Source organism: Flavonifractor sp. An100 (genome assembly GCF_002161175.1).
Lineage (GTDB): Bacteria > Bacillota > Clostridia > Oscillospirales > Oscillospiraceae > Lawsonibacter.
Window position 1 is genome coordinate 53,944 of sequence record NZ_NFMA01000001.1, and the last position, 21,481, is coordinate 75,424.

At 55.5% G+C, this 21,481-nt stretch carries 20 protein-coding genes and 1 tRNA gene; 8 read left to right on the plus strand and 13 right to left on the minus strand.

Features of this window, described 5'->3' with window-relative positions:
* Positions 1 to 246: 246 nt before the first annotated feature.
* From B5E43_RS00255 to B5E43_RS00275, 5 genes are all read left to right on the plus strand, one after another.
* Positions 247 to 2,895, plus strand: a complete 2,649-nt coding sequence (locus B5E43_RS00255; protein ID WP_143382907.1) for a transglycosylase domain-containing protein — start codon at positions 247 to 249, stop codon at positions 2,893 to 2,895.
* Between the two features lie 251 nt (positions 2,896 to 3,146).
* The gene (locus B5E43_RS00260) at positions 3,147 to 3,587 is read left to right on the plus strand and encodes an ACT domain-containing protein (RefSeq protein ID WP_087392750.1); all 441 of its coding nucleotides are present in this window, start codon (positions 3,147 to 3,149) and stop codon (positions 3,585 to 3,587) included.
* A 49-nt stretch (positions 3,588 to 3,636) separates the two neighbouring features.
* Positions 3,637 to 4,848, plus strand: coding sequence for a homoserine dehydrogenase (locus B5E43_RS00265; RefSeq protein ID WP_087392751.1), 1,212 nt, complete (start codon positions 3,637 to 3,639; stop codon positions 4,846 to 4,848).
* 97 nt (positions 4,849 to 4,945) lie between these two features.
* Positions 4,946 to 6,172, plus strand: a complete 1,227-nt coding sequence (locus tag B5E43_RS00270; RefSeq protein WP_087392752.1) for an aspartate kinase — start codon at positions 4,946 to 4,948, stop codon at positions 6,170 to 6,172.
* 174 nt (positions 6,173 to 6,346) lie between these two features.
* The gene (locus tag B5E43_RS00275) at positions 6,347 to 7,111 is read left to right on the plus strand and encodes a hypothetical protein (RefSeq protein ID WP_087392753.1); all 765 of its coding nucleotides are present in this window, start codon (positions 6,347 to 6,349) and stop codon (positions 7,109 to 7,111) included.
* Positions 7,112 to 7,209: 98 nt separating this feature from the next.
* On the opposite strand, the gene B5E43_RS00280 is transcribed toward B5E43_RS00275, so the two are convergent.
* From B5E43_RS00280 to B5E43_RS00305, 6 genes are all read right to left on the minus strand, one after another.
* Positions 7,210 to 7,285: transfer RNA gene (locus tag B5E43_RS00280), tRNA-Gly, on the minus strand.
* Positions 7,286 to 7,370: 85 nt separating this feature from the next.
* A complete protein-coding gene (locus B5E43_RS00285; RefSeq protein WP_087392754.1) occupies positions 7,371 to 8,486 on the minus strand; it encodes a hypothetical protein in 1,116 nt (371 codons plus the stop codon).
* 18 nt (positions 8,487 to 8,504) lie between these two features.
* A complete protein-coding gene (locus tag B5E43_RS00290) occupies positions 8,505 to 9,377 on the minus strand; it encodes a YitT family protein (RefSeq protein WP_087392755.1) in 873 nt (290 codons plus the stop codon).
* A 25-nt stretch (positions 9,378 to 9,402) separates the two neighbouring features.
* A complete protein-coding gene (locus B5E43_RS00295) occupies positions 9,403 to 11,646 on the minus strand; it encodes a DNA gyrase subunit A (RefSeq protein WP_087392756.1) in 2,244 nt (747 codons plus the stop codon).
* Between the two features lie 50 nt (positions 11,647 to 11,696).
* Complete coding sequence (locus B5E43_RS00300; RefSeq protein ID WP_087392757.1) at positions 11,697 to 11,978, minus strand: hypothetical protein; 282 nt, start codon at positions 11,976 to 11,978, stop codon at positions 11,697 to 11,699.
* Between the two features lie 69 nt (positions 11,979 to 12,047).
* A complete protein-coding gene (locus tag B5E43_RS00305; RefSeq protein ID WP_087392758.1) occupies positions 12,048 to 14,033 on the minus strand; it encodes a toprim domain-containing protein in 1,986 nt (661 codons plus the stop codon).
* A 256-nt stretch (positions 14,034 to 14,289) separates the two neighbouring features.
* Here B5E43_RS00305 and B5E43_RS00310 point away from each other — a divergent pair, with 256 nt between their 5' ends.
* From B5E43_RS00310 to B5E43_RS00320, 3 genes are all read left to right on the plus strand, one after another.
* Positions 14,290 to 14,661, plus strand: a complete 372-nt coding sequence (locus tag B5E43_RS00310) for a hypothetical protein (RefSeq protein WP_143382908.1) — start codon at positions 14,290 to 14,292, stop codon at positions 14,659 to 14,661.
* Positions 14,662 to 14,776: 115 nt separating this feature from the next.
* Complete coding sequence (locus B5E43_RS00315) at positions 14,777 to 16,192, plus strand: diguanylate cyclase (RefSeq protein ID WP_158098919.1); 1,416 nt, start codon at positions 14,777 to 14,779, stop codon at positions 16,190 to 16,192.
* A gap of 34 nt (positions 16,193 to 16,226) precedes the next feature.
* Positions 16,227 to 17,033, plus strand: a complete 807-nt coding sequence (locus B5E43_RS00320) for an MBL fold metallo-hydrolase (RefSeq protein WP_275532977.1) — start codon at positions 16,227 to 16,229, stop codon at positions 17,031 to 17,033.
* A 98-nt stretch (positions 17,034 to 17,131) separates the two neighbouring features.
* Here the strand turns inward: B5E43_RS00320 and B5E43_RS00325 are convergent, their stop codons facing one another.
* The 7 genes from B5E43_RS00325 to B5E43_RS00355 form a co-directional block, all read right to left on the minus strand.
* On the minus strand, positions 17,132 to 17,287 hold the full coding sequence (locus B5E43_RS00325; protein WP_087392762.1) for a rubredoxin: 156 nt from the start codon (positions 17,285 to 17,287) through the stop codon (positions 17,132 to 17,134).
* Between the two features lie 26 nt (positions 17,288 to 17,313).
* Complete coding sequence (locus tag B5E43_RS00330; RefSeq protein ID WP_087392763.1) at positions 17,314 to 17,856, minus strand: NADH peroxidase; 543 nt, start codon at positions 17,854 to 17,856, stop codon at positions 17,314 to 17,316.
* Complete coding sequence (locus B5E43_RS00335) at positions 17,853 to 18,266, minus strand: transcriptional repressor (protein ID WP_087392764.1); 414 nt, start codon at positions 18,264 to 18,266, stop codon at positions 17,853 to 17,855. Before B5E43_RS00335 ends, B5E43_RS00330 begins: the two co-directional genes overlap by 4 nt.
* 132 nt (positions 18,267 to 18,398) lie before the next feature.
* Positions 18,399 to 19,088: a VTT domain-containing protein gene (locus B5E43_RS00340; RefSeq protein ID WP_206406877.1), complete on the minus strand. Its 690-nt coding sequence runs from the start codon at positions 19,086 to 19,088 to the stop codon at positions 18,399 to 18,401.
* 140 nt (positions 19,089 to 19,228) lie between these two features.
* Complete coding sequence (metF, locus tag B5E43_RS00345) at positions 19,229 to 20,095, minus strand: methylenetetrahydrofolate reductase [NAD(P)H] (RefSeq protein ID WP_087392765.1); 867 nt, start codon at positions 20,093 to 20,095, stop codon at positions 19,229 to 19,231.
* Between the two features lie 20 nt (positions 20,096 to 20,115).
* Complete coding sequence (locus tag B5E43_RS00350; RefSeq protein WP_087392766.1) at positions 20,116 to 20,658, minus strand: NUDIX domain-containing protein; 543 nt, start codon at positions 20,656 to 20,658, stop codon at positions 20,116 to 20,118.
* 34 nt (positions 20,659 to 20,692) lie between these two features.
* Complete coding sequence (locus B5E43_RS00355) at positions 20,693 to 21,454, minus strand: exodeoxyribonuclease III (RefSeq protein ID WP_087392767.1); 762 nt, start codon at positions 21,452 to 21,454, stop codon at positions 20,693 to 20,695.
* Between the last annotated feature and the right edge of the window lie 27 nt (positions 21,455 to 21,481).

The window sequence follows — 21,481 nt, forward strand, 5'->3', positions numbered from 1 at the left end:
TGGGTCTATTTTACCCCGGAGGCGGGGAAAATGCAAGGGGGATGACCGGTAAATTTTCGGCGAAGGATAAGTATAGGCGGTTTATAGTGGACAAATGGGAAGAATCTGCTATAATGATATTTGTCTTTTTGCAGCCTGTGGGCAAAAAAGGAAATTTTTGGCCCATTCGGGCAGAAGTTAGGAAAGAAACAAGGACCATCGGAGCGCAAGAATCATTGCAACGGCTCTCTGAGTGGAGGTAACAACGTGTCAGATCAGAATCGAAATTCTTTATACGAAAACAGCGAGTATCCCCCCCGCAGCCAGCGGTCCAGGACCCCGGAGGGACAGCGGAAGGAGCGCAGGAGTCGAAAAGGGCGCCGGAAAGACCGCATGTCCACCGTATGGAAGGTTCTGGGGACCCTGCTTCTGGTGGGAATTTGTACCGAGGCAATCATGTGTTGCTTTGCGGCCGTGTACATCAAGACGGTAATTATGCCCCAGGTGGATCTGAGTCTGGATGATTTCCAGCTGGGGGAAAACAGCATTATGCTCTACCAGGATAAGGAAACGGGAGAGTATAAGGAACTGGTCACCCTCCTCAATACCACCAGCTCGATTTGGGTGGACTATGAGGATATGCCGGAAAATCTGATTAATGCCGCCATAGCCATTGAGGACAAACGATTCTGGACCCACCCGGGCGTGGACTGGAAGCGTACAACCAAAGCGGTGCTGGATATGTTTACCGGAGGGGATATCTCCGGCGGCTCCACCATTACCCAGCAGCTGATCAAAAACCTCACTGGCTACAACGAGACTACGGTAAAGCGAAAGATCATTGAGATTTTCCGTGCCCTTCGCTTCACCCAAAATAACTCCAAAGAGGATACCATTACCTACTACCTCAACGTCATTCCCTTGGGCAGTGGCTGTGAGGGTGTGGGATCTGCGGCGTATACCTATTTTGGCAAGTCGGTCAGTGAACTATCCCTGGCGGAATGTGCCAGCCTAATTTCCATCACCAATAACCCTTCTAAGTATGGCCCTTATTCCCAGGCGGAGGTAGTGAACAGTGAGGGAGAGGTGTGGACTGCCCGGCAGTGGAACAAGTGGCGTCAGGAAAATGTGCTCTTTGAGATGCTGGACCAGGGAATGATCACCCAGGAGGAGTATGACCAGGCGGTGGCCGAGGAGCTGGTCTTTGTCCGGGGCGAGAACGAGGAAGCACCTGCCCAGATCTACTCCTGGTATGAAGAGACGGTCATCTCTGACGTAAAAGCGGACCTGATGGAGGAGTATAAGATCTCCGAGAAGCGGGCCGAGCAGCTGCTGGCCAGCGGTGGTCTGCGGATCTACACCTGCGTGGACCCGGAAATTCAGGCGATTGCGGAGGAGATCTATACCAATCGGGAGAATTTGAATTATACGTCTGCCAGCGACACTCCCATGCAGTCCTCCATTACCATCTTAGATAACCTGACTGGAAATGTGGTAGCCATCGTAGGCCAGTTCGGGGAGAAGACGGGCAACCTGTGGACCAACTACGCCAATACGGCCAAGCGCCAGCCAGGTTCCTCCATCAAGCCCCTGTCTGTTTATGCTCCGGCTCTGGAGATGGGAGCGATTTCCCCGATTACGATTATCGACGACTACCCCTATAATGACAGCAACGGCAGCGGCTGGCCTCTGAACTCGGGTAATGCCCGGTATAAGGGCCTGACTACGGTGCGCCAGGGCCTGACGAACTCGGTGAATACCATTGCCGTGCGCATCCTGGCCGACCTGGTGACCCCTCAGCAGAGCTTTAACTTTGTGGAACAGAAGTTTAAGATCGACCTGGTAGAGGCTCTGGAAGTGGGCGACCAGATTAAAAGCGACATTGATGTAGCTCCTCTGGCCATGGGCGGTTTGACAAAGGGTGTCAGTTCTCGAGATATGGCGGAGGCCTATGCCACCTTCCCCAACGGAGGAGTCTATACCGAGTCCAGAACCTACACCAAGGTGGAGGACAGCGAAGGCAACATCATTCTGGAAAATGAGCTGACACAAGAGCCGGTGATTAAGGATACCACTGCCTATTATATCAACTCCATGCTCACCAACGTGGTCACCAGCGGTACCGCCGCCGGTTACGGAATTAGCGGGATGACCGCCGCCGGTAAGACGGGTACCACCAGTGAGAACTACGACCGGTGGTTTGTGGGCTACACGCCCTATTACACCGCCGCCGTCTGGACGGGCTATCCCCAAAATGAGAAGATGCGCACCAGCGGCAACCCGGCCCTGAAGCTGTGGCACCAGGTGATGGGGGAGATCCACGACGGCCTGGAGAACAAGAAGTTTACTGTGCCCAGTGGATTGAAGAGTGTGGAATTTTGTCTGGACAGCGGACTGTTGCCCAACGAATACTGTGCCATGGATCCCCGGGGCAGCCGGGTGAGCAGTGACTATGTGTTCCAGGGAGACGTACCCACTGAACGGTGTACCATCCATACAGCAGAAAGTGTGGTTCGGATGTGTAAGGATTGTCCCATTTTGGATGGAGATGGGAAGGAGACGGGGTTGTACCACATTGCTGGCCCCTACTGTCCGGAGGAGAGCATTGTGGAGATGTGTCTGCCGGACTATGAGCGGACGAAGATCGGCACCGCCACCGCCCAGGACGAAATGTACCGCAAGAGCGTGGTGGAGTCCTACGGCACCTGCACGGTTCATACAGAGGCACCGGTGGTAGAGCCTGAGCCGGAGGAGCCGGAGAATCCCTGGGATCCCTGGAATCCCTGGGATCCGGGAGAAGAGGAGGGAGGCTCCAGCTCCTCCTCTGGTAGTTCCTCCAACGGCAGTTCTTCCGGCAGCCAGGGAGAATCTTCGGGGGAAGGAAGCGAGCAGCCCTCCCAGGATATCCCTCGCTGAACACCTGCTGACCAGCCAGACTAGCGCCTATGCCCAGTGGGTATGGGCGCTGGTTTTTTGTCGCTCAAGGGTACGTGGATTTCATTTTTTTAGATATATTGACGAAAAATGAAGGGGGATTTTGGCGTAATTCCGTGTTTTCTCCGGGGAAGTTCTCGTTGCAACCGGTAGGAGGGTGTGTTAAAATAGACCACAACACAAATACAAATGGCCGCATAACATGGACATAGAAGACGAGAGGAGAGGAAGCGATGAGCGCTCCGGCAAAGTACTATATTGTGGAAGCGGACGCCATGCCGGAGATTTTCCGTAAGGTGGCGGAGGCCAAGCGTCTGTTGGAGACGGGGGAAGAGACCACGGTAAACAGTGCGGCGCGAGCGGTGGGAATCAGCCGCAGTGCGTTTTACAAGTATAAGGATTCCGTGCGTCCCTTTAACGATATGCTCCATGGCCGGATCGTGACGTTTCAAATTCTGCTCAAGGATGAGCCTGGGATCTTATCGGGCACCCTCAATGTGTTCGCGGGGACCGGGGTTAATATTTTGACCATTAACCAGAGCATTCCTCTCAACGGCTGTGCAGTGGTGACCATGACGGCGGAGACATCGGCGCTGCGCCGCTCCCTGGAAGAGGTGCTGGGAGAGGTCAAGGGCAGCCAAGGCGTATTAAAGTGTGAGATTCTGGCAGGATAGGAGCACGGGATAGGCCCGGGCAGAGAAAGAAGCATGAGGTGAAAAGGAAATGGTAAACGTAGCGATTTTGGGGTTTGGTACCGTAGGCTCCGGCGTAGCGGAAGTGTTGACCAAAAACGGCGGGTTGATCGACCATCGAGTGGATGACCTGGTACGTTTGAAATACATTCTGGATGTGCGGGAGTTCCCGGACAGCCCCTATAAGGACTGCTTTGTCAAGGACTTCTCGGTGATTGAGAATGATCCGGAGGTCAATATTGTGGTGGAGACCATTGGCGGAGCCAAGATCGCCCTGGAGTTCACTACCCGGGCTCTGAAGGCCGGAAAGAGCGTGGTCACGTCCAACAAGGAGCTGGTGGCCACTCATGGCTATGAGCTGCTTCAGCTGGCCCGGGAGCACGGATGCAGCTATCTGTTTGAGGCCAGCGTAGGGGGCGGTATCCCCATTCTGCGGCCGTTGACCTCTTGCCTGGCCGCCAATGAGCTGACCCAGATCACTGGTATCCTCAATGGTACCACCAACTATATTTTGACCCGTATGATTAAGGCGGGACTTACTTTTGACGCGGCCCTGAAAGAGGCCCAGGCCAACGGCTACGCCGAGCAGGACCCCACTGCCGATGTGGACGGTCACGACGCTTGCCGGAAAATCTGCATTCTCTCTGCCCTTGCCTTTGGGGAGCATGTTTATCCCGAGCAGGTACCCACCCAGGGAATCCGGGATGTCTCTCTGGAGGATGTGGCCTATGCCGATTCCAAGGGCTATAAAATCAAGCTCCTGGGCCGGGGCATTCGTCAGCCGGAGGGCAAGGTGTGTGCCTTTGTGGCGCCTCATCTGGTGCCCAATGATAATCCTCTGGCCGGAGTGGAGGACGTGTTTAATGCCATTGCGGTGACCGGAAACGCCATCGGAGACGTGATGTTTTACGGTCGGGGTGCGGGTAAGCTGCCCACTGCTTCCGCTGTGGTGGCCGATGTGATCGACATTGCCAAGGACCTGAAAAAAGACCGGCATAACAGCTGGGGCCCCGGTGCGCCCGATCTGGTGGTATCCAGCGATATCCTGGCCTCCCGTTGGTATGTCCGGGCTGACGGGACAGCTGACCAGGCCAAGCAGGCCTGCGGGGAGATTGAACTTCTGTCCCGGAGCGGTGCTCCGGCGGGAGAGGTTGCCTTCCTGACCCAGCCCATGACGGAGCCCCAGGTGATGGAGTGCTTGAAGGGGATGCCGGTCCACTCCCGCTTCCGGGTGTTGGAGTGAGTGTCGGTTAGCTGTCTGGAACTCCGGCGCATAGTATGGAGGGGGCGCAAGTCGCTTTCCGTTTAGAAAGATTTGACCTTTAGGGGGAAACACATACATGGCACTGATTGTACAAAAATTTGGCGGCAGCTCGGTGGCTGACGCAGATCGAGTCCGGAATGTGGCCCGTATCATCACAGAGACCTATCGCAGAGGGCACAGTGTAGTGGCAGTCCTTTCGGCTCAGGGCGATACCACCGATGATTTGATCGCAAAGGCGAAGGAAATTAATCCCAACGCATCCAAGCGGGAGATGGATATGCTCCTGTCCACCGGCGAACAGATTTCTATTTCTCTGTGCGCCATGGCTATTGAGCGTATGGGATATCAGGCTATCTCCTTGACAGGGTGGCAAGCAGGCATGCTCACCGATTCTGGATACAGCAACGCCCGGATCAAGCGGATTCGTACCGAGCGCATCCAGAAGGAATTGGATAAGAAAAAGATCGTTCTGGTGGCCGGATTCCAGGGCATCAATAAGTATGACGACGTGACCACTTTGGGGCGGGGCGGTTCGGATACCTCGGCAGTGGCGCTGGCTGCTGCGCTGCGTGCAGACCTGTGTCAGATCTATACCGACGTAGACGGAGTTTACACCGCAGATCCCCGCACCGTAAAGGGAGCCCGGAAGCTGGAAGAGATTACCTTTGATGAGATGTTGGAGCTGGCCAGCTTGGGAGCTCAGGTGCTCCATAACCGTTCGGTGGAAATGGCCAAGCGATATAACGTAAATATGGAAGTATTGTCCAGCTTCAGTGGAAATCCCGGCACGAAAGTCAAGGAGGTTATAAAAACCATGGAAAAGACCCATGTTAGCGGCGTTGCCAAGGATAAGAACGTGGCCCGTCTGGCCCTGGTGGGCCTGGCCGATCAGCCCGGCATTGCCTTTAAAATTTTCTCTCTTCTGGCCAAGAAGGGAATCAATGTGGACATTATTCTCCAGTCCATCGGACGAAACGAGAGCAAGGATATCAGCTTCACCGTGGCCCGCAGCGACGCAGAGGAAGCCAAGCGGGTATTGGAGGAGAATAAGGAGGCCATTGGGTTCCAGACCGTTGAGCTCAATGACCGTATTGCAAAGGTCTCCATTGTAGGTGCCGGAATGGTCAACAACGCCGGTGTGGCTTGCAAGATGTTTGAGGCGCTGTTCTCTGCCGGGATTAACATCAACATGATTTCCAGTAGTGAGATCAAAGTGTCGGTGCTGGTGGATGAGCGGGAGGCAGACCGGGCAGTACAGGCCATTCACGACCGGTTTTTCAGTGAGTTTGGCAGCAACGCCTGATGTGTTAGCTGTGAACAGGCCGGAGCCCATAAAGCTCCGGCCTGTTGATTATTTTTTTTGGTGTTGCAAAAACTAAGGCTATCTGGTACAATATAAAAATGTCTGAGTAACAGATAATGATTAAGGTAAATCTGCCCCGGCAGTGAGACCGGGCAGCGAGGAGATTGAAACTGCATGGATAAAAACCAGAGAGAAGCACGCCGCCGCCAGGAGGACCGCGCCCTCAACCGCGGCTTACTGTGGGTAGCCGGAGCCATCGTGCTGGAGGCTCTGCTGCTGCTCGTCAATCGATATTATATTAACATCCTGACCTCCGAAGTGGATATTGCCATTTTCCTTCAGGGAGTGATGAAGATTGTCCGGATTACGGGGGCTGTAGCGGGAACGGTGAGTCTGGTGTGGGCGATCCTCCAGTTCCGAAAGGGAAAGGCATTTACCCTATTTACTGTAGTGGGGTTGGCCTGCTGGGCTCTAGGTTTATGCGCCCATGTGGTTCTAGCCTTTGATAAGGCTGGAATGCAGATGCTGTTTTTGCTGGTGCCCGCTTGGGCTGGTTTGGCGCTGGTGTATTACCTGTATCAGCGGGAACTGTTTTTAGCGGCAACGGCCAGTGGACTGGCAGCTGTGGGGCTGTGGTTTGTCCGTTATGGAGGTATGGGCTTTGAAGCCGGACTAGCGGTGGTTGGAATCCTGCTGGTGGCTGCCATCGCCCTTTGGCTGAAAAAGAGCGGAGGTGTGATCCGCCGGGGCGCTGGCGAAGAGGTCCAGGTCATGGCGAAGAATACTTCCTACGCTCTGGTGTTGGCCAGCTGTTTGGTAGGGTTAGTCGCTCTGATTGCAGGTGTCCTACTGGGCGGTGTAATTTCCTATTACCTGATTTTTGGAATGGTAGCATGGATGTTTGTGCTGCTGGTATACTATACCGTGAAGCTAATGTAACATGAGATAAGAGAGGGCTCCGTCTATTATGGAGCCCTCTCTTATTGCGAAAAAAATAAAAAAACAAAGGACACACAATTGTGTGTCCTTTGTTTTACTGGAGCGAGTGACGAGGCTCGAACTCGCTACCTCCACCTTGGCAAGGTGGCGCTCTACCAGATGAGCTACACTCGCAGCGACAAATGGTATTATAGCAGAACAGCGAAAAATGTCAATACTAAATTTGAAAAAAATCAAGTTTTTTTAAAGCGCAATGGATTTACGGAGAAGTGGTGCTGCCCGATGCGGTCTGAGCGGCCTGACGGCACCGGGGAACAGAAGCGGTGTCCCAGGTAAAGCCGGCCGCCTCCATCTGCTCATCTACAAGGAAGGAGCTTTGGACGGGATCCATGTGGGTCACATCCAGATGCCGCCAGCCGGACTGAGTGGATACCACCGTCCAGAAGTAGGGCTCGCCATTCAGTTTGCCGGGGACTACCTGGCAGGGGATACCCAATTCCTGGCAAAGAAGGGCTTGGGCCAAAGCCAGCCCCTGGCTGTCGGCGCCGCCCTCTAGGAGAGCGTGGTAGGCGGTGGAGCCGCCTGTAGGAAGATAGCCACCCTGTGCCAAAACAGTTTTTGCCGCAGCCAGAATGGCTTCGTCCCCTGTCACAGGCCCCAAGGCCTGGACCAGATGGTCGGCAGTCTGAAGGAGGGTGGTGTGGCGGCGCTCCAGCTCCTGAGGCTCCAGATGATAGGACAAGAGGATCTCTACGATGCGCTGCTGTCCGCTGTCCGGGTATATGGCAACTTCTACGTCGGGCATGTCCAGAGCGGTGGCAGGATTGGCGCAGAAGGCCTCCTGACACAAGGTGTGTATGTAGTCTTCGTCCTCGTTAAAATAGCTGATCCGCAGCACCTGTTCGGTGGAGAAGTTGGCCAGTGCGCTTTCCAGCTCATTTCGGATGGCAGTGGTGCCGGTGGCGGAGACGATGGAAGCCACCTGTTCCTTGGTGCGGCGGTAAGTGATCTGAATGTCTGCTTCGTAATAGGTGACCACAGAGGCGACACTGTATTTGATGTACTCCACCGCGTAGGCCCCCAGTGGGTCCTCCTGGTCAACTTCCAGGCAGGCGGCATCCAAATCCGCCTCCACGTCCTCCCAGTCGCTGTACAGCCGCACAGAGCCTGTTTCCATGCCCTGGGAGACGAAGTAAATCAAAGCGTTAACTAGCTCCTGATAATTCTCTGCCCGGAGAATGGAGGGGTCGCCTTCAGCGGCGGTGGGGGTCATATTGTGAGGGACCACATAAGAATATTCCCGGTTCAGCAAAGCGGAACAGCCGCTGAGCAAAATGGTTCCAGCCATCCATACAGCCACTATGGCCCGTTTCATTGTGATCTCTCCTCGCGGTTAAATGTCATTTTGGCGGTAACGGCGGAAGCCTCTGCCCAGCACCTCGTGGGCGTTGCAGACGATTAAAAAGGCGTCCGGGTCAATCTCCTTGACCGTCTGCTTGAGCACTACAATCTGGCGCTGCTTAAAGGCACACATAAGCACCTGCTTTTCTTCCCCAGTCCAGGCCCCCTGTCCGTGGAGGATGGTCACACCTCGATCCAGCTGATGGACCAGTACGTCCAGCACAGCCTCGGTGCGCTGGGTGATAATATAGGCCACCTTAGCCGTGTCCATGCCATAGAGGACGCCATCCATCACCACGGTAGAAATGTAGAGGGAGATCAGACCGTACAGGGCACTGTCCAGGCTGCGGAAGGCCAGCGCCACTGCGGCGATGACCACCAGATCTACCGCCAGAAGCAGCTGACCCATGGGAAGATGGCCAAAAGGGATTTTCAGCAGACGGGCGATCAGGTCGGTGCCGCCGGTGGTGGCCCGCTGCAAAAAGACCATGCCCAGGGAGAGGCCTATGAGCAGTCCTCCAAATACAGAGGCCAGCATGGGGTCCATAGGGGGAAAGGTGTAGGCGGCAGCGAGAAGGTCCACCGCCAGGGAGGAGACCGCCATGGCAAACAGAGAGGAGATGAGCATGCGTCCGCCCAAATATTTCCAGCCCAATAAAAAGATGGGGATATTGAGCAGGATAACTGCCACACCTACGGGGATGGCGGGTATAACCAGATGGACAATCTGGCCCACACCGGTGATCCCCCCTAAGCTGATCTGGTTGGGGACATAGCACCAGTCGAAGCCCAGGGCGTAGATGGCGGAGGCCAGGACAATCCAAAGGTAGGAGCGGACAGCGGCAAGGGGCTTGTGATTGGGCATAGCGGGAACCTCCTGAAAGATTCTGTTACATCAAAGACATCTGTTCCTCACCCCGGTCCTCTTCTTTCATAAGGGCTCCGGCGATGGGGAGGGAGCGGGCCCGGTACCGGGCGGCGTTGACGATGGGGGACTGGTCTAGAGGCAGTACCTTCTCCACCCGGTACTTGGGCTTCAGGGTCATCACATTGACCCCCTGGGTGGAGCGGGTGGTCTTGGGATTGAGACTGGCGGTGTGGAAGATCATGCAGCGGCCTTCCGTGGAGATGACTGCAATTTCAAAGTCCTCCTTGAGTAGGAAGGCAGCCACCAGGGGGGCCTTATCGGAGTAGGCCCCGGTGAGCTTTTTCCGCTTGGTCTGAGTCTGATAGGCGCTCAGTTCCACCCGGGCCACCTTGCCGTTGTCAAAGAAGAAGAGCAGGTTGCCGGAGTAGTCTCCGGGGATACAGGCCCAAATAGCCCGCTCCTCCGGCTCCATAGTCAGCTTGGAGGGCAGGTAGTCGCCCAGGGCACTGGCCTTGGTGTCGTCAAACTCGCTCAGGCGGGTTTTGTAGCACTGCTGCTTGTCGGTAAAGACCAGAAGCTCATCCTTGTTATTGGCCTCCCATTGCAGGAAGGGACCGTCTCCATCCTTGTATTTTTGGTCACTGGCCATGCGCAGAGACTGGGGGGTGATCTTCTTCAGGTAACCCTCCTGGGAGAAGAAGAGATGGACGGGGTAGTCAGGGGTGTCGTCCTCCTCAAAGGCCTCCGCCTGCACTTCGTGGTCGTAGATGATGTCGGTGCGCCGGGGGAGGGCGTACTTCTTTTTAACCTCCTCCAGCTCCCCGATGATGATGGATCGGATGCGCTTGGGAGAGTTCACCGTATCCTCGAGATCGGCGATTTCCTCCTCTAGGGCGTCCACCTCCTGGGTGCGCTTGAGGATGTATTCCTTGTTGATGTTGCGCAGGCGGATGTCGGCCACATATTCCGCCTGGACCTGATCGATGCCGAAGCCGATCATCAGGTTGGGCACCACCTCGGCGTCCTCCTCGGTGTCCCGGATGATTTGGATGGCCCGGTCAATGTCCAGCAGGATGCGCCGCAAACCCTTGAGCAGGTGGAGCTTCTCCTTTTTCCGCCCCATGGCATAGTATACCCGCCGGCGCACCGACTCCATGCGCCAGGCCACCCACTCGTCCAGAATCTCTCGAACCCCCATCACCTTGGGCATGCCGGCAATGAGGATGTTGAAGTTGCAGGACTGGCTGTCCTGGAGGGGGGTGGAGCGGAAGAGTTTGGCCATGAGCTTGTCCGGATCGGTGCCCCGTTTCAGGTCGATGGTCAGCTTCAGGCCGGATAGGTCGGTCTCGTCCCGGATATCGGAGATCTCCTTCAGCTTGCCCGCCTTGATGAGTTCCACCACCTTGTCCATAATGGCCTCTGTGGTGGTGGAATAGGGGATCTCGTAGACCTCGATGAGGTTGTTGGCCTTGTCATAGCGCCACTTGGAGCGCACCTTGAAGGACCCCCGGCCAGTGCGGTAAATTTCGCTCAGAGCAGCGGGGTCGTAGAGCAGTTCGCCGCCGGTGGGCAGATCGGGGGCCTTTAAGGTGGAGAGAATGTCGTGGTCGGGGTTCTTCAAAAAGGCGATGGTGGTGTCGCATACCTCCCCCAGATTGAAGCCGCACAGGCTGCTGGCCATGCCCACGGCGATACCCTGGTTGGCGGAGACCAGCACGTTGGGGAAGGAGGTGGGTAGAAGGGTGGGCTCCTTCATCTTGCCGTCGTAGTTATCCACAAAGTCCACTGTGTCCTGGTCAATGTCCCGGAACAGCTCGGCGCAGATGGCGTCCAGCCGCACCTCCGTGTACCGGCTGGCGGCCCAGGCCATGTCCCGGGAGTAGACCTTACCGAAGTTGCCCTTGGAGTCCACAAAGGGGTGGAGGAGGGCACCGTAGCCCTTGGAGAGGCGGACCATGGTGTCGTAGATGGCGGCGTCGCCGTGGGGGTTCAATTTCATGGTAGCCCCCACCACGTTGGCGCTCTTGGTCCGGGCGCCCCCCAACAGCTTCATCTGGTACATGGTATACAGCAGCTTGCGGTGGGAGGGCTTGAAGCCGTCGATCTCCGGGATGGCCCGGGAGACGATGACGGACATGGCGTAGGGCATATAGTTCAGTTCTAGGGTTTGGGTAATGGGCTGCTCCAGCACCTCTGGGCGCAGCCCCATCACGTTGGGGTTGATCCCCTTGGAGGAAGCGCCCTCCGGGGTTTTCTTCTTAGGCATTGGTATCCGTCCTTGCTATGTTAGAGTATCAGGAATGGGAAAGGGGGGGCTTACAGACTACCCACACCCAGCTCGCCCATGGGGTATTCGATGAGGTCGCCCTCAGGAGGACGCGTCAGAGGATCTTGGGAGGAGGCAGACATCCTCTGCTCCAGCTCAAGGCAGAAGTCCTCAGTTTCCACATTTTTGGCGCTCAGCTCCAGGGACAGCTTGCTCTTGGAGCCGGAGCAGTCCAGACCCACCGTGGCGTTGCCGTCGTCGGCGAGGGACAGGGAAAGGGTCAGCGCCAGGGACAGGATCAGAGACAGCAGCTTTGAGATGTTCTTTTTCATGATCTGGGCTCCTTTCTTCTGTGAAGTGAAATGGACAGCGCCTGGGGAAGAGGAGAGGCGTACAGGGGATCAGCTGATATCGGCCAGCTCCAGATATTTGTAGCCGTTATCGGCGATGTGGTTCTTCCGTCCGGTGAGGTCGTCTCCCAACAGCAGGTCGAAGACCTGGGCGGTGCGCTCCACATCCTCGGGCATCACCTTGATGAGCCGGCGGGTGGCGGGGGACATAGTGGTCAGGGCCATCATCTCCGGGTCGTTCTCGCCCAGACCCTTGGAGCGCTGGACATCCACTTTTTTGCCCTCCAGGGAGGCCACAATGTCGTTTTTCTCCTTGTCGGAGTAGGCAAACCAGGTCTTCTCCTTGCAGGTGATCTCGTAGAGGGGGGATTCGGCGATATACACATACCCCTCCTGAATGAGGGTGGGGGTGAGGCGGTAGAGCATGGTGAGGATGAGGGTGCGGATCTGGAAGCCGTCCACATCGGCATCGGTACAGATGACGATCTTGTTCCACCGCAGGCTGCCCAAATCGAAGGCGGCCATGTCCTTGGCCCGCTTGTCGTGGACCTCCACCCCGCAGCCCAGTACCTTGAGAAGGTCGGTAATGATCTCACTTTTAAAGATTTTCCCATAGTCGGCCTTCAGGCAGTTCAAAATCTTGCCCCGCACAGGCATAATGGCCTGGAACTCCGCGTCCCGGGCCATCTTCACGCTGCCCAGAGCGGAGTCGCCCTCCACGATGTAGAGCTCACTGCGGCTGACGTCCTTGGTGCGACAGGGGACAAACTTCTGTACCCGGTTGGAGACGTCCATGGAGCCGGTGAGCTTCTTTTTGATGTTTAGCCGGGTCTTTTCCGCGTTCTCCCGGGCCCGCTTGTTAATGAGCACCTGCTCGCCGATGCGCTGGGCGTCCTGGGGATTTTCAATAAAGTAGACCTCTAGCTGAGAACGGAGGAAATCGGTCATGGCCTCCTGGACGAACTTGTTATTAATGGCCTTTTTGGTTTGGTTCTCATAGGAGGTCTGGGTGGAGAAGTTGTTGCTCACCAGCACCAGGGCGTCCTGGATGTCGGGGAAGGTGATTTTGCTCTCATTTTTGGTGTACTTGTTCTGCTGCTTGAGGTAGCTGTCCAGGGCAGAGACGAAGGCGGAGCGCACCGCCTTCTCCGGGGAGCCTCCGTGCTCCAGCCAGGAGGAGTTGTGGTAGTGCTCCATGAGCTGAATTTTGTTGGAGAAGCAGAAGGATACCGACAGCTTTACCTTATACTCCGGCTTGTCCGCCCGGTCCCGGCCCTTGCGCTCGGTCTGCCAGAAGACAGGCTGGGTGAGGGCGTCCTCCCCCACCAGCTCCGCTACATAGTCGGAGATGCCGTTTTCATAGCGGAAGTCAGTAGTCTCAAACTTTCCTCCCGTCTGGAAGCGAAAGCGGAAGGTAATGCCCGCGTTGACCACTGCCTGCCGTTTCATCACGTCCAGAAAGTATTCCTTGGGGATGTTGGTGTCGGTAAACACTTCCAGATCGGGCTTCCAGTGGAAGGTGGAGCCCGTCTTTTTTCCACGGTCAGTGGGTTCCTTCTTCAGCCCGCCGATGTTTTCGCCCTTTTCAAAGTGGAGGGAGTATTTGAAGCCGTCCCGCCAGACGGTGGCGTCAAAGTATTCGCTGGCGTACTGGGTAGCGCAGGAGCCCAGTCCATTGAGACCCAGGGAATACTCATAGTTATCCCCGGCGTCGTTATTGTACTTGCCGCCGGCGTACAGCTCGCAGAACACCAGCTCCCAGTTATACTTCTGTTCCTTTTCGTTCCAGTCCACCGGACAGCCTCGGCCCTGGTCCTCCACCTGGATGGAGCCGTCCTCAAAACGGGTGACGGTGATGAGCTGGCCGTGGCCTTCCCGGGCCTCGTCGATGGCGTTGGACATAATTTCAAATACGGCATGTTCACAGCCCTCCAGCCCATCAGAGCCGAAAATCACGCCGGGGCGTTTCCGCACCCGGTCAGCTCCTTTGAGGGCGGTGATGGACTCATTGCCATAATTGGTTTTTTTCTGAGCCATGATAAATCTTCCTCGCAATGTCAAAGTGGTGTTGTGTACATACTAATACAGACTAATGATACCAAATCTTGTAGTCGAAAGTCAAGGAAACCTGGCTGTGGCGGAAGAAGGGACGTATAAAAGAAAATGGTGCCTGCCACACTCAGGAGGAAAGGGGAGAGAAAGGGTGGAGCGGTTTCAAGTCATAGAGTCAGGGGAAGGAATTGAGGGCGCCATTCTGCGAGGATTGTCAGCAGGGAGTGCGGGAGAGGTGCTTGTGAGTGAGGAGCATCCGGCCCTGCTGGTGGTGTCTCCGGGGGCAGCTCAAAAGGGATTGGAGCTTCCAGCGGCGTGTCGTACGGTACTGCTCCCTGGCGATGCAGGAAATCTTTTGAAGGGACTGCGGGCGGCCAGTGCAGTCAGCTACGGGGCTTCTCCCCGGGATAGTTTGACCATATCCAGCCGGGAAGAGGGGGTGATGTGGGCGGCACTGCAGCGAGAGCTGGTGACAGTAGACGGCCGAGTGGTAGAGCGACAAGAATTTCCCCTGCCTCTTCCAGGCGCGGGAGGAGCTCTGTCGGCGCTGGCGGTGGCGGGTGCTCTGTTGCTGCTGGGTGTTCCTCCCGAGGATTTGCGAGGCGGGTATTAGGGACTTTTGGCGGTTGGAAAAGGTGGACAAGGGGAGGGGGGTGTGCTAAAATAAAAAGGAAATATCTGGGGGATAGTGACAATAAGAAAGCAATCCCAAGGCTGGAGGGATGGGGATGAAGCAGCAGACACCCACCATAATGATTGTGGATGATAAAGAACTTGATCGTGCTGTGCTGGCAGACATCCTAGGTGGGGATTACCAAATCGTGGAGGCAGACAGTGGAGCCCAGGCATTAAATCTGCTGCAGGAACGGGGCGGTCAGATCCATTTGATGCTGCTGGATGTAACAATGTCGAATGTCAATGGCTATCAGGTGCTGGAACAGATGAAAGAGCAAGGCTGGCTGGAACGGATTCCGGTGGTTATGCTGGTGGGCGAGAATCGAATGGACCAGGTGGAGCGGGCCTACCGAATGGGGGCGGACGATCATATTCAGGCGCCTTTTAATGGCCGGATTATCCGCCAGCGTGTGGCATGCAATTTGATGCTGTATGCCCGGGAGAAGGAGTGGAACTGCATTCGTCCTTGGCGAAAATGGATTGAGGCTCCCTCTGACCGCACTATGCGCCTGTTGGAAAAGGAATGGACAAAATACCGTTTTTTTGCGTCTTTGTCCCGGGAAATCCAGTTTGAGTATGAGCCCGATTCCGACACCCTTAAAATTTCCGATTGGAGTGCCAATTATTTGGGACTGGACCGGGCAGATGTGAGCCCCAGTCGGGGCGATATCTTGTACCAGGTGGTGGACCGGGAAGATGTAGAGCGGGTGTGTGAGCTCCTTCGTGGGACCACTCCTGAGGAGCCGGAGATAGAATACTCCTGTGCCATTCGGGTCAAGGGAGAGCAGCGCTGGGGGAAGCTTTTGGCCATGGCTCTATGGAGTGAAGGACAGCCGCCAACCTATGACGGGGCAATTGGAAAGTTCGTGGATACCCATGAGGAGCATAACCGGATTAAAGTTTTGGAGCGAATTGCCTCTCATGACGGACTAACGGGGTTGTTAAACCGAGACAGTGTGAGCCAGCAGGTGAACCGCTTGCTGGAAAGCTATCCGGAGAAAACATATGCGTTGGCTGTGATCGACCTGGACCATTTTAAGGAAGCCAATGATAAGTATGGACATTTATTTGGGGATAACGTACTTAAATTTGTAGCGGAGAAGTTGAGAAAGAGTATACGAAGCACAGATCTGGCTGCCCGGGTGGGTGGAGATGAATTTCTGCTGTTCATGGAGTATACGGATCAGGTTTATAATCAGGTGGAACGTATTTTCCACTCCTTGTCAGGACACTATGAGGAATTTCCCATATCGGTCAGCATGGGGGTAGCCCGCTCTGATCTTAATTTAGGGGGGTACGAGGTATTGTTTCGTCGGGCGGACCGGGCGCTGTATGAAGCCAAGCGCCAAGGGCGCAACTGCTACTGCTTCTATGACGATTCCATGAAGGATATGCGCTCGGTGCTATCTCCCATTGAGAGCGACAGTAATCCGGATTATTTAGAAAAAAATGAGAGACCAAAGGTGTAAGGAGTTTGATATGAAATTTCAAATTACTACTCTAATGGAAAACGGGAGTCCAAAGGATTGTCTGGCAAGCGAACACGGGCTGAGCTTATGGATTGAAGGAGAAAACTTCCATTTGCTGTATGATACCGGAGCTTCTCCGCGTTTTCTAAAGAATGCCCAGGCCCTAAACGTGCAGCTGCAGCCCATCGATGCTCTGGTGCTCAGCCACGGACATTATGACCACACGGGAGGGGTGACCGCTGTGTTGACCGGTCCCAACCGGCCCGGGGCGATCTATTTGGGAAAAGACTTTTTTGGTCCCCGATATTCCCAAAAGAAGGACGGACCCATGGAGATTGGGGCGGCCTTTACGTCCTATGCCCTGGAGCAAAGTGGTATCCCCAGTTTTGAGGTAGGGGAAAAGCCATTGCAGTTAGCTCCTGGTCTGTGGTTGCTTTCCGGCTTTACTGCCACCGAGGAGCTGGAGGGCCCCATCCCCACTCTGCTGCGGGACACAAATGAGGGGCGGGAACCCGACCGGTTCCAGGATGAGGTAGCGGTGGTGCTGGAAGGAGACCGGGAGCTGGCCCTGGTCTCGGGCTGTTCCCACGTAGGGATTCTGAGCATGTGCCGCCGGGTGCGGGAGATATTTGGGCGTCCGGTGACAACATTTTTGGGAGGAACACACCTCATGGCGGCGGGAGAGGAGCGGATTCGCCGCACCTGTGCCTGTTTAAAGGAATGGGGCGTGGAACGGCTGGGGGCCTGTCATTGTAATGGTGAGCGGGCAGGGGCATATTTTGAAGCAAATTTCCCCGGCTTTTTCCAAAATCACGTGGGTTCCTGTGTAACAGTGGAGTAAAAAAGAAGATAAAATGGGCGGCAGGAAGAGTCCAGCTTCCTGCCGCCCATATATTTAAGAAAAAAGAGGACGGAGCGATCGCTCCGTCCTCTTGGATATTATTCCTTCTCGAAGGAGTCCTTGGCCAGGCCACATACCGGGCAAACCCAGTCGGAGGGCACCTGCTCCCAAGGAGTGCCAGGAGCTACACCGTTATCGGGATCACCAACTGCGGGGTCATAAACATAGCCACAGGGGCATACGTACTTATCCATACTTGCTGTACTCCTTTATCTGAATATTAACCGAAGTAGCGCTTCAGCAGGCCCTCGAAAGCCTTGCCATGGCGGGCCTCGTCGCGGGCCATCTCGTGCACGGTGTCGTGGATGGCGTCCAGACCCAGCTCCTTGGCCTTCTTGGCCAGCTCAAACTTACCAGCGGTGGCACCGTTCTCAGCATCCACACGCATCTCCAGGTTCTTCTTGGTGGAGTCGGTCAGCACCTCGCCCAGCAGCTCAGCGAACTTGGCGGCGTGCTCGGCCTCCTCATAGGCGGCCTTCTCCCAGTACAGGCCGATCTCAGGATAGCCCTCCCGGTGAGCCACACGGGCCATGGCCAGGTACATACCTACCTCAGAGCACTCGCCCTGGAAGTTCTCACGCAGGCCGTTGATGATCTCCTGGTCCACGCCCTGAGCCACGCCCACGACGTGCTCGGCAGCCCAGGTCTTCTCGCCGGACTGCTCCTTGAACTTCTCAGCGGGAGCCTTGCAGATGGGGCAGAACTCAGGGGGAGTGTTGCCTTCGTGGACATAACCGCAAACCGTACAAACAAATTTCTTCATGATTTAATTTCCTCCTCATTATGATGCATACAAGTTTGGCATAGGCCATGGAAAATAAGTTCGTGCCGCTGGACTGCTATGCCATATTGGTCGCTGATCCTTTCGTCCAGCTGCTTGTTGAGCGTGAGCTGATCCAGGTCCAGAACTGCCCCACAGCCGCTGCAAATGAAATGGCTGTGAGGAGTGGTGTCACCATCAAACCGCTCTTGCCCTTTGACCACACCGATGCTTTGGATGGCGCCTGTCTCCTGGAAAAAAACTAAGTTGCGGTAGACAGTCCCCAAACTCAGATCGGGGTGCTCAGGCTTCAGAGTCTGATAGACCCATTCCGCCGAAGGGTGGCATTTCGTACCGCGGATCGCGGCAAGGATAGCCTCTCGTTTTTTACTGTATCGTATTGCGCGTTCCACCGTCACCCTCCTTATCAATAGTAGTTATTATTTACAACAAGATAATAGCACACCTGAATGCCTTTGTAAAGAGGGAAAATGAAAAAAATAAAAAAAGTTCAGGATCTGGAGGAAGATCCTGAACATGAGATGCTAATTCCCTTTTTGCTTGCGCAGGCAGGCCAGTAGCCGCTGCTCCAGCCGCTGTCCATAGACCATCCCCAGTAGAAAGACGGCAATCCCCAACAGACCGATCAAAATAAGAGCCCACAAGGGGACGGAGAGGGAGGAGCCGCCCAGGGCGCTGGCAAAGAGCAGGCCCCAGGGGCGGGTCAAGAGGACGATTAAGGTAAAGCGGCGGAAAGACAAGTCGGTCAGTCCGGCCAAAATACACAATACATCGTCGGGGAAGTAGGGAAACAGGAAAGCCAGGATCAGAAAAACGGAGGTCTTGGAACGAATGAGGTCCTGATATTTCTCTGATAGTCGGCGACTGACTACCCGATCGGCAAAGCTGCGTCCCAGGCTCCGGGCCAATTGAAATACCACCAGGGAGCCAGAGAAGACGGCGGAGAAGGTGAGCAAAAAGGCAGACCAGGTGCCAAAGAGCACACCTCCGGCCGCAGCGGTAATATTGCTGGGGATGGGAGCCAGAATTACCGACAGAAACTGTACCAGAAAAAAGAGCAGGTGGGAATATGGGGCGGAGCGGTCAATATAGGCCTGCAGGGCCTCCGGGGAGGTACAGGCGGCAAAAAAACCGCTGTAATAGAGGAAAGCCAGCCCGCCGATGAGGAGCAGGAGGGTAAGCATCAGACTGCCAAAACGAAAGCGGATGCCCATGATCGGAGATACCTTCTTTGCGGGGACCGGCGGGAACCGGTCGGATTTCAGGGCGGCTGTTTCGCCCACAGCCCCATCGTAACAGAAAAATATTAAGATAATACGAAAAAAGAATGAAAAAAGACGAAAGATTTTCCTGCTTATAGGGAGCGGATGGAGGACAAACTGCCGGCAATCTGGCGGGCCACATCGGGATTATTCATGGTGTACAGATGGATTCCGTCTACCCCGCCAGCGATCAGATCGGAGATCTGGTCAATGGCGTAGGCGATGCCAGCCTCCCGCAGGGCCTGGGGGTGGTCGCCGTAGCGGCCCAGAAGGCGGGTGAGCTTTCGAGGCAGACTGGCGCCGCACAGGGATACCATGCGCTGGATGGAGGAGGCGCTGAGCACGGGCATAATGCCCGCCTCAATGGGGACGGTAATCCCGGCGATGCGGCAGCGCTCCAAGAAGCGGAAGAAGTCCTCATTGTCAAAGAAAAGCTGGCTGACCAGGTGCTGGGCTCCGGCGTCCACCTTAGCTTTCAGGTAGCGGATGTCGCTGACCAGGTCGGGACTTTCCAGGTGACCCTCCGGATAGCAGGCGGCGGAGACGCCAAAATCGCTGGTGGAGCGGATGTAGGAGACCAGCTCATTGGCATGGAGAAAGTCCGTTTTGGGAGGGACGGAGGGGTTGACATCCCCCCGCAGAGCCAGTACGTTTTCCACACCGTCTGCTTTCAAGCCGGCCAAAAGTCCGTCTACCTCCTCCCTGCCCGCAGCCACACAGGTGAGGTGAGCCATGGCGGGGATGTGGTATTGATTTTGAATGATAGCGGCAATTTCCCGGGTGGTCTGGTTGACCTGGGAGCCGCCCGCGCCAAAGGTGACGCTGATAAAGTCGGGCTGAATGTCCTTCAGACCATCCAGTGTTTTGTAAATGCTGTCCACAGGGCTGGTCTTTTTTGGGGGGAATACCTCGCAGGAGAATACAGTTTTTCCTGTTTGAAATAATTCGTGAAGTTTCATATAAGGTTCCTCATTTTCGTTCAATTTACGCCGCAGGGCTCAGCAGGCTGATTGGGGAGATCCAAGGCGTGGGGGTGTTGGACAAAGTAGTCTGCCACCAGGTAGGAGATGGCTGGGTAAGGGTGCAGCAGAGTGAGTGCTTTCTGGGAAGTGACCCATACCGCCTGGTCCACCTCGCCGGAGAGATGGAAATCCTGCTTGTGGACCCGGGCCAAAAAGCCGATCATCAGCATGTCCTTTTTTTCCAGCCAGTAGGTGCCGGTCAGTACCAGGCGGGATACCTCCAGACCCAGCTCCTCTCGGATCTCCCGGGCTGCACAGGTCTCGGCAGATTCCCCGGGCTTCATGTAACCGGAGACCAGCACATGGTACTGCTGGGACAGATAGCCCTGGCGCAGCAGGGCCACTTCTCCATCCTCGTTGACGGCCAGAGCAATAATACAGGTAGCAAACATAGGAAACAGGGGCAGCTTACAGTTTTCGCACCAGGGCACTAAGCCCTCGTCCCCGATCTCCTTTAAAACAGGTTTGCTGCCGCAGTGGGGACAAAATTGAAATCGCATCGTTTGATCGCCTTTCTTTCCAACAGAGTGCCGCTCACTCCAGGTCCAGTTCCAAAAGGACCGGACAGTGGTCGCTGCCTTCTACCTGAGTGAGAATTTCTGCCTGCTTGATGCGGTCCCTCAGTCGGTCGGAGACAATGAAATAATCAATCCGCCACCCGGCGTTGTTCTTCCTGGCGTTGAAGCGGTAGGACCACCAGGAATACATGCCCGTCACGTCGGGGTAGAGGTAACGGAAGGTGTCGGTGAAGCCGGAGGAGAGGAGGAGGGACATTTTTTCCCGCTCCTGGTCGGTAAAGCCGGCGTTCTGCCGGTTGGTTTTTGGGTTTTTCAGGTCAATTTCCTGGTGGGCCACATTCAGGTCACCGCAGTAAATTACCGGCTTCTTCTGGTCCAGAGACAGCAGATATGCCCGCAGATCCTCCTCCCACTCCATGCGGTAGTCCAGACGCTTCAGGCCGTCCTGGGAGTTGGGCGTGTAGCAGCACACCAGATAAAAGGCGGGATATTCCAAGGTAATGAGTCGCCCCTCGTGATCATGGATATCCTTGTCCATACCCATGGCAACACTGATAGGGGTGTGGGGGGTAAAGATCGCGGTGCCGGAGTACCCCTTTTTTTCCGCGGAGTTCCAGTATTCCAAATAGGCTTCACCCAAATCCACATCTGCCTGTCCTTGTTCCATTTTGGTCTCCTGTAGGCAGAGAAAATCAGGGGTCTGCTCCTGGAAAAAGTCCAGAAATCCCTTTTTTAAACAGGCGCGCAGGCCATTTACGTTCCAGGAAATCAGCTTCATGGGCTGGGTACCTCCCATATCGGTAAT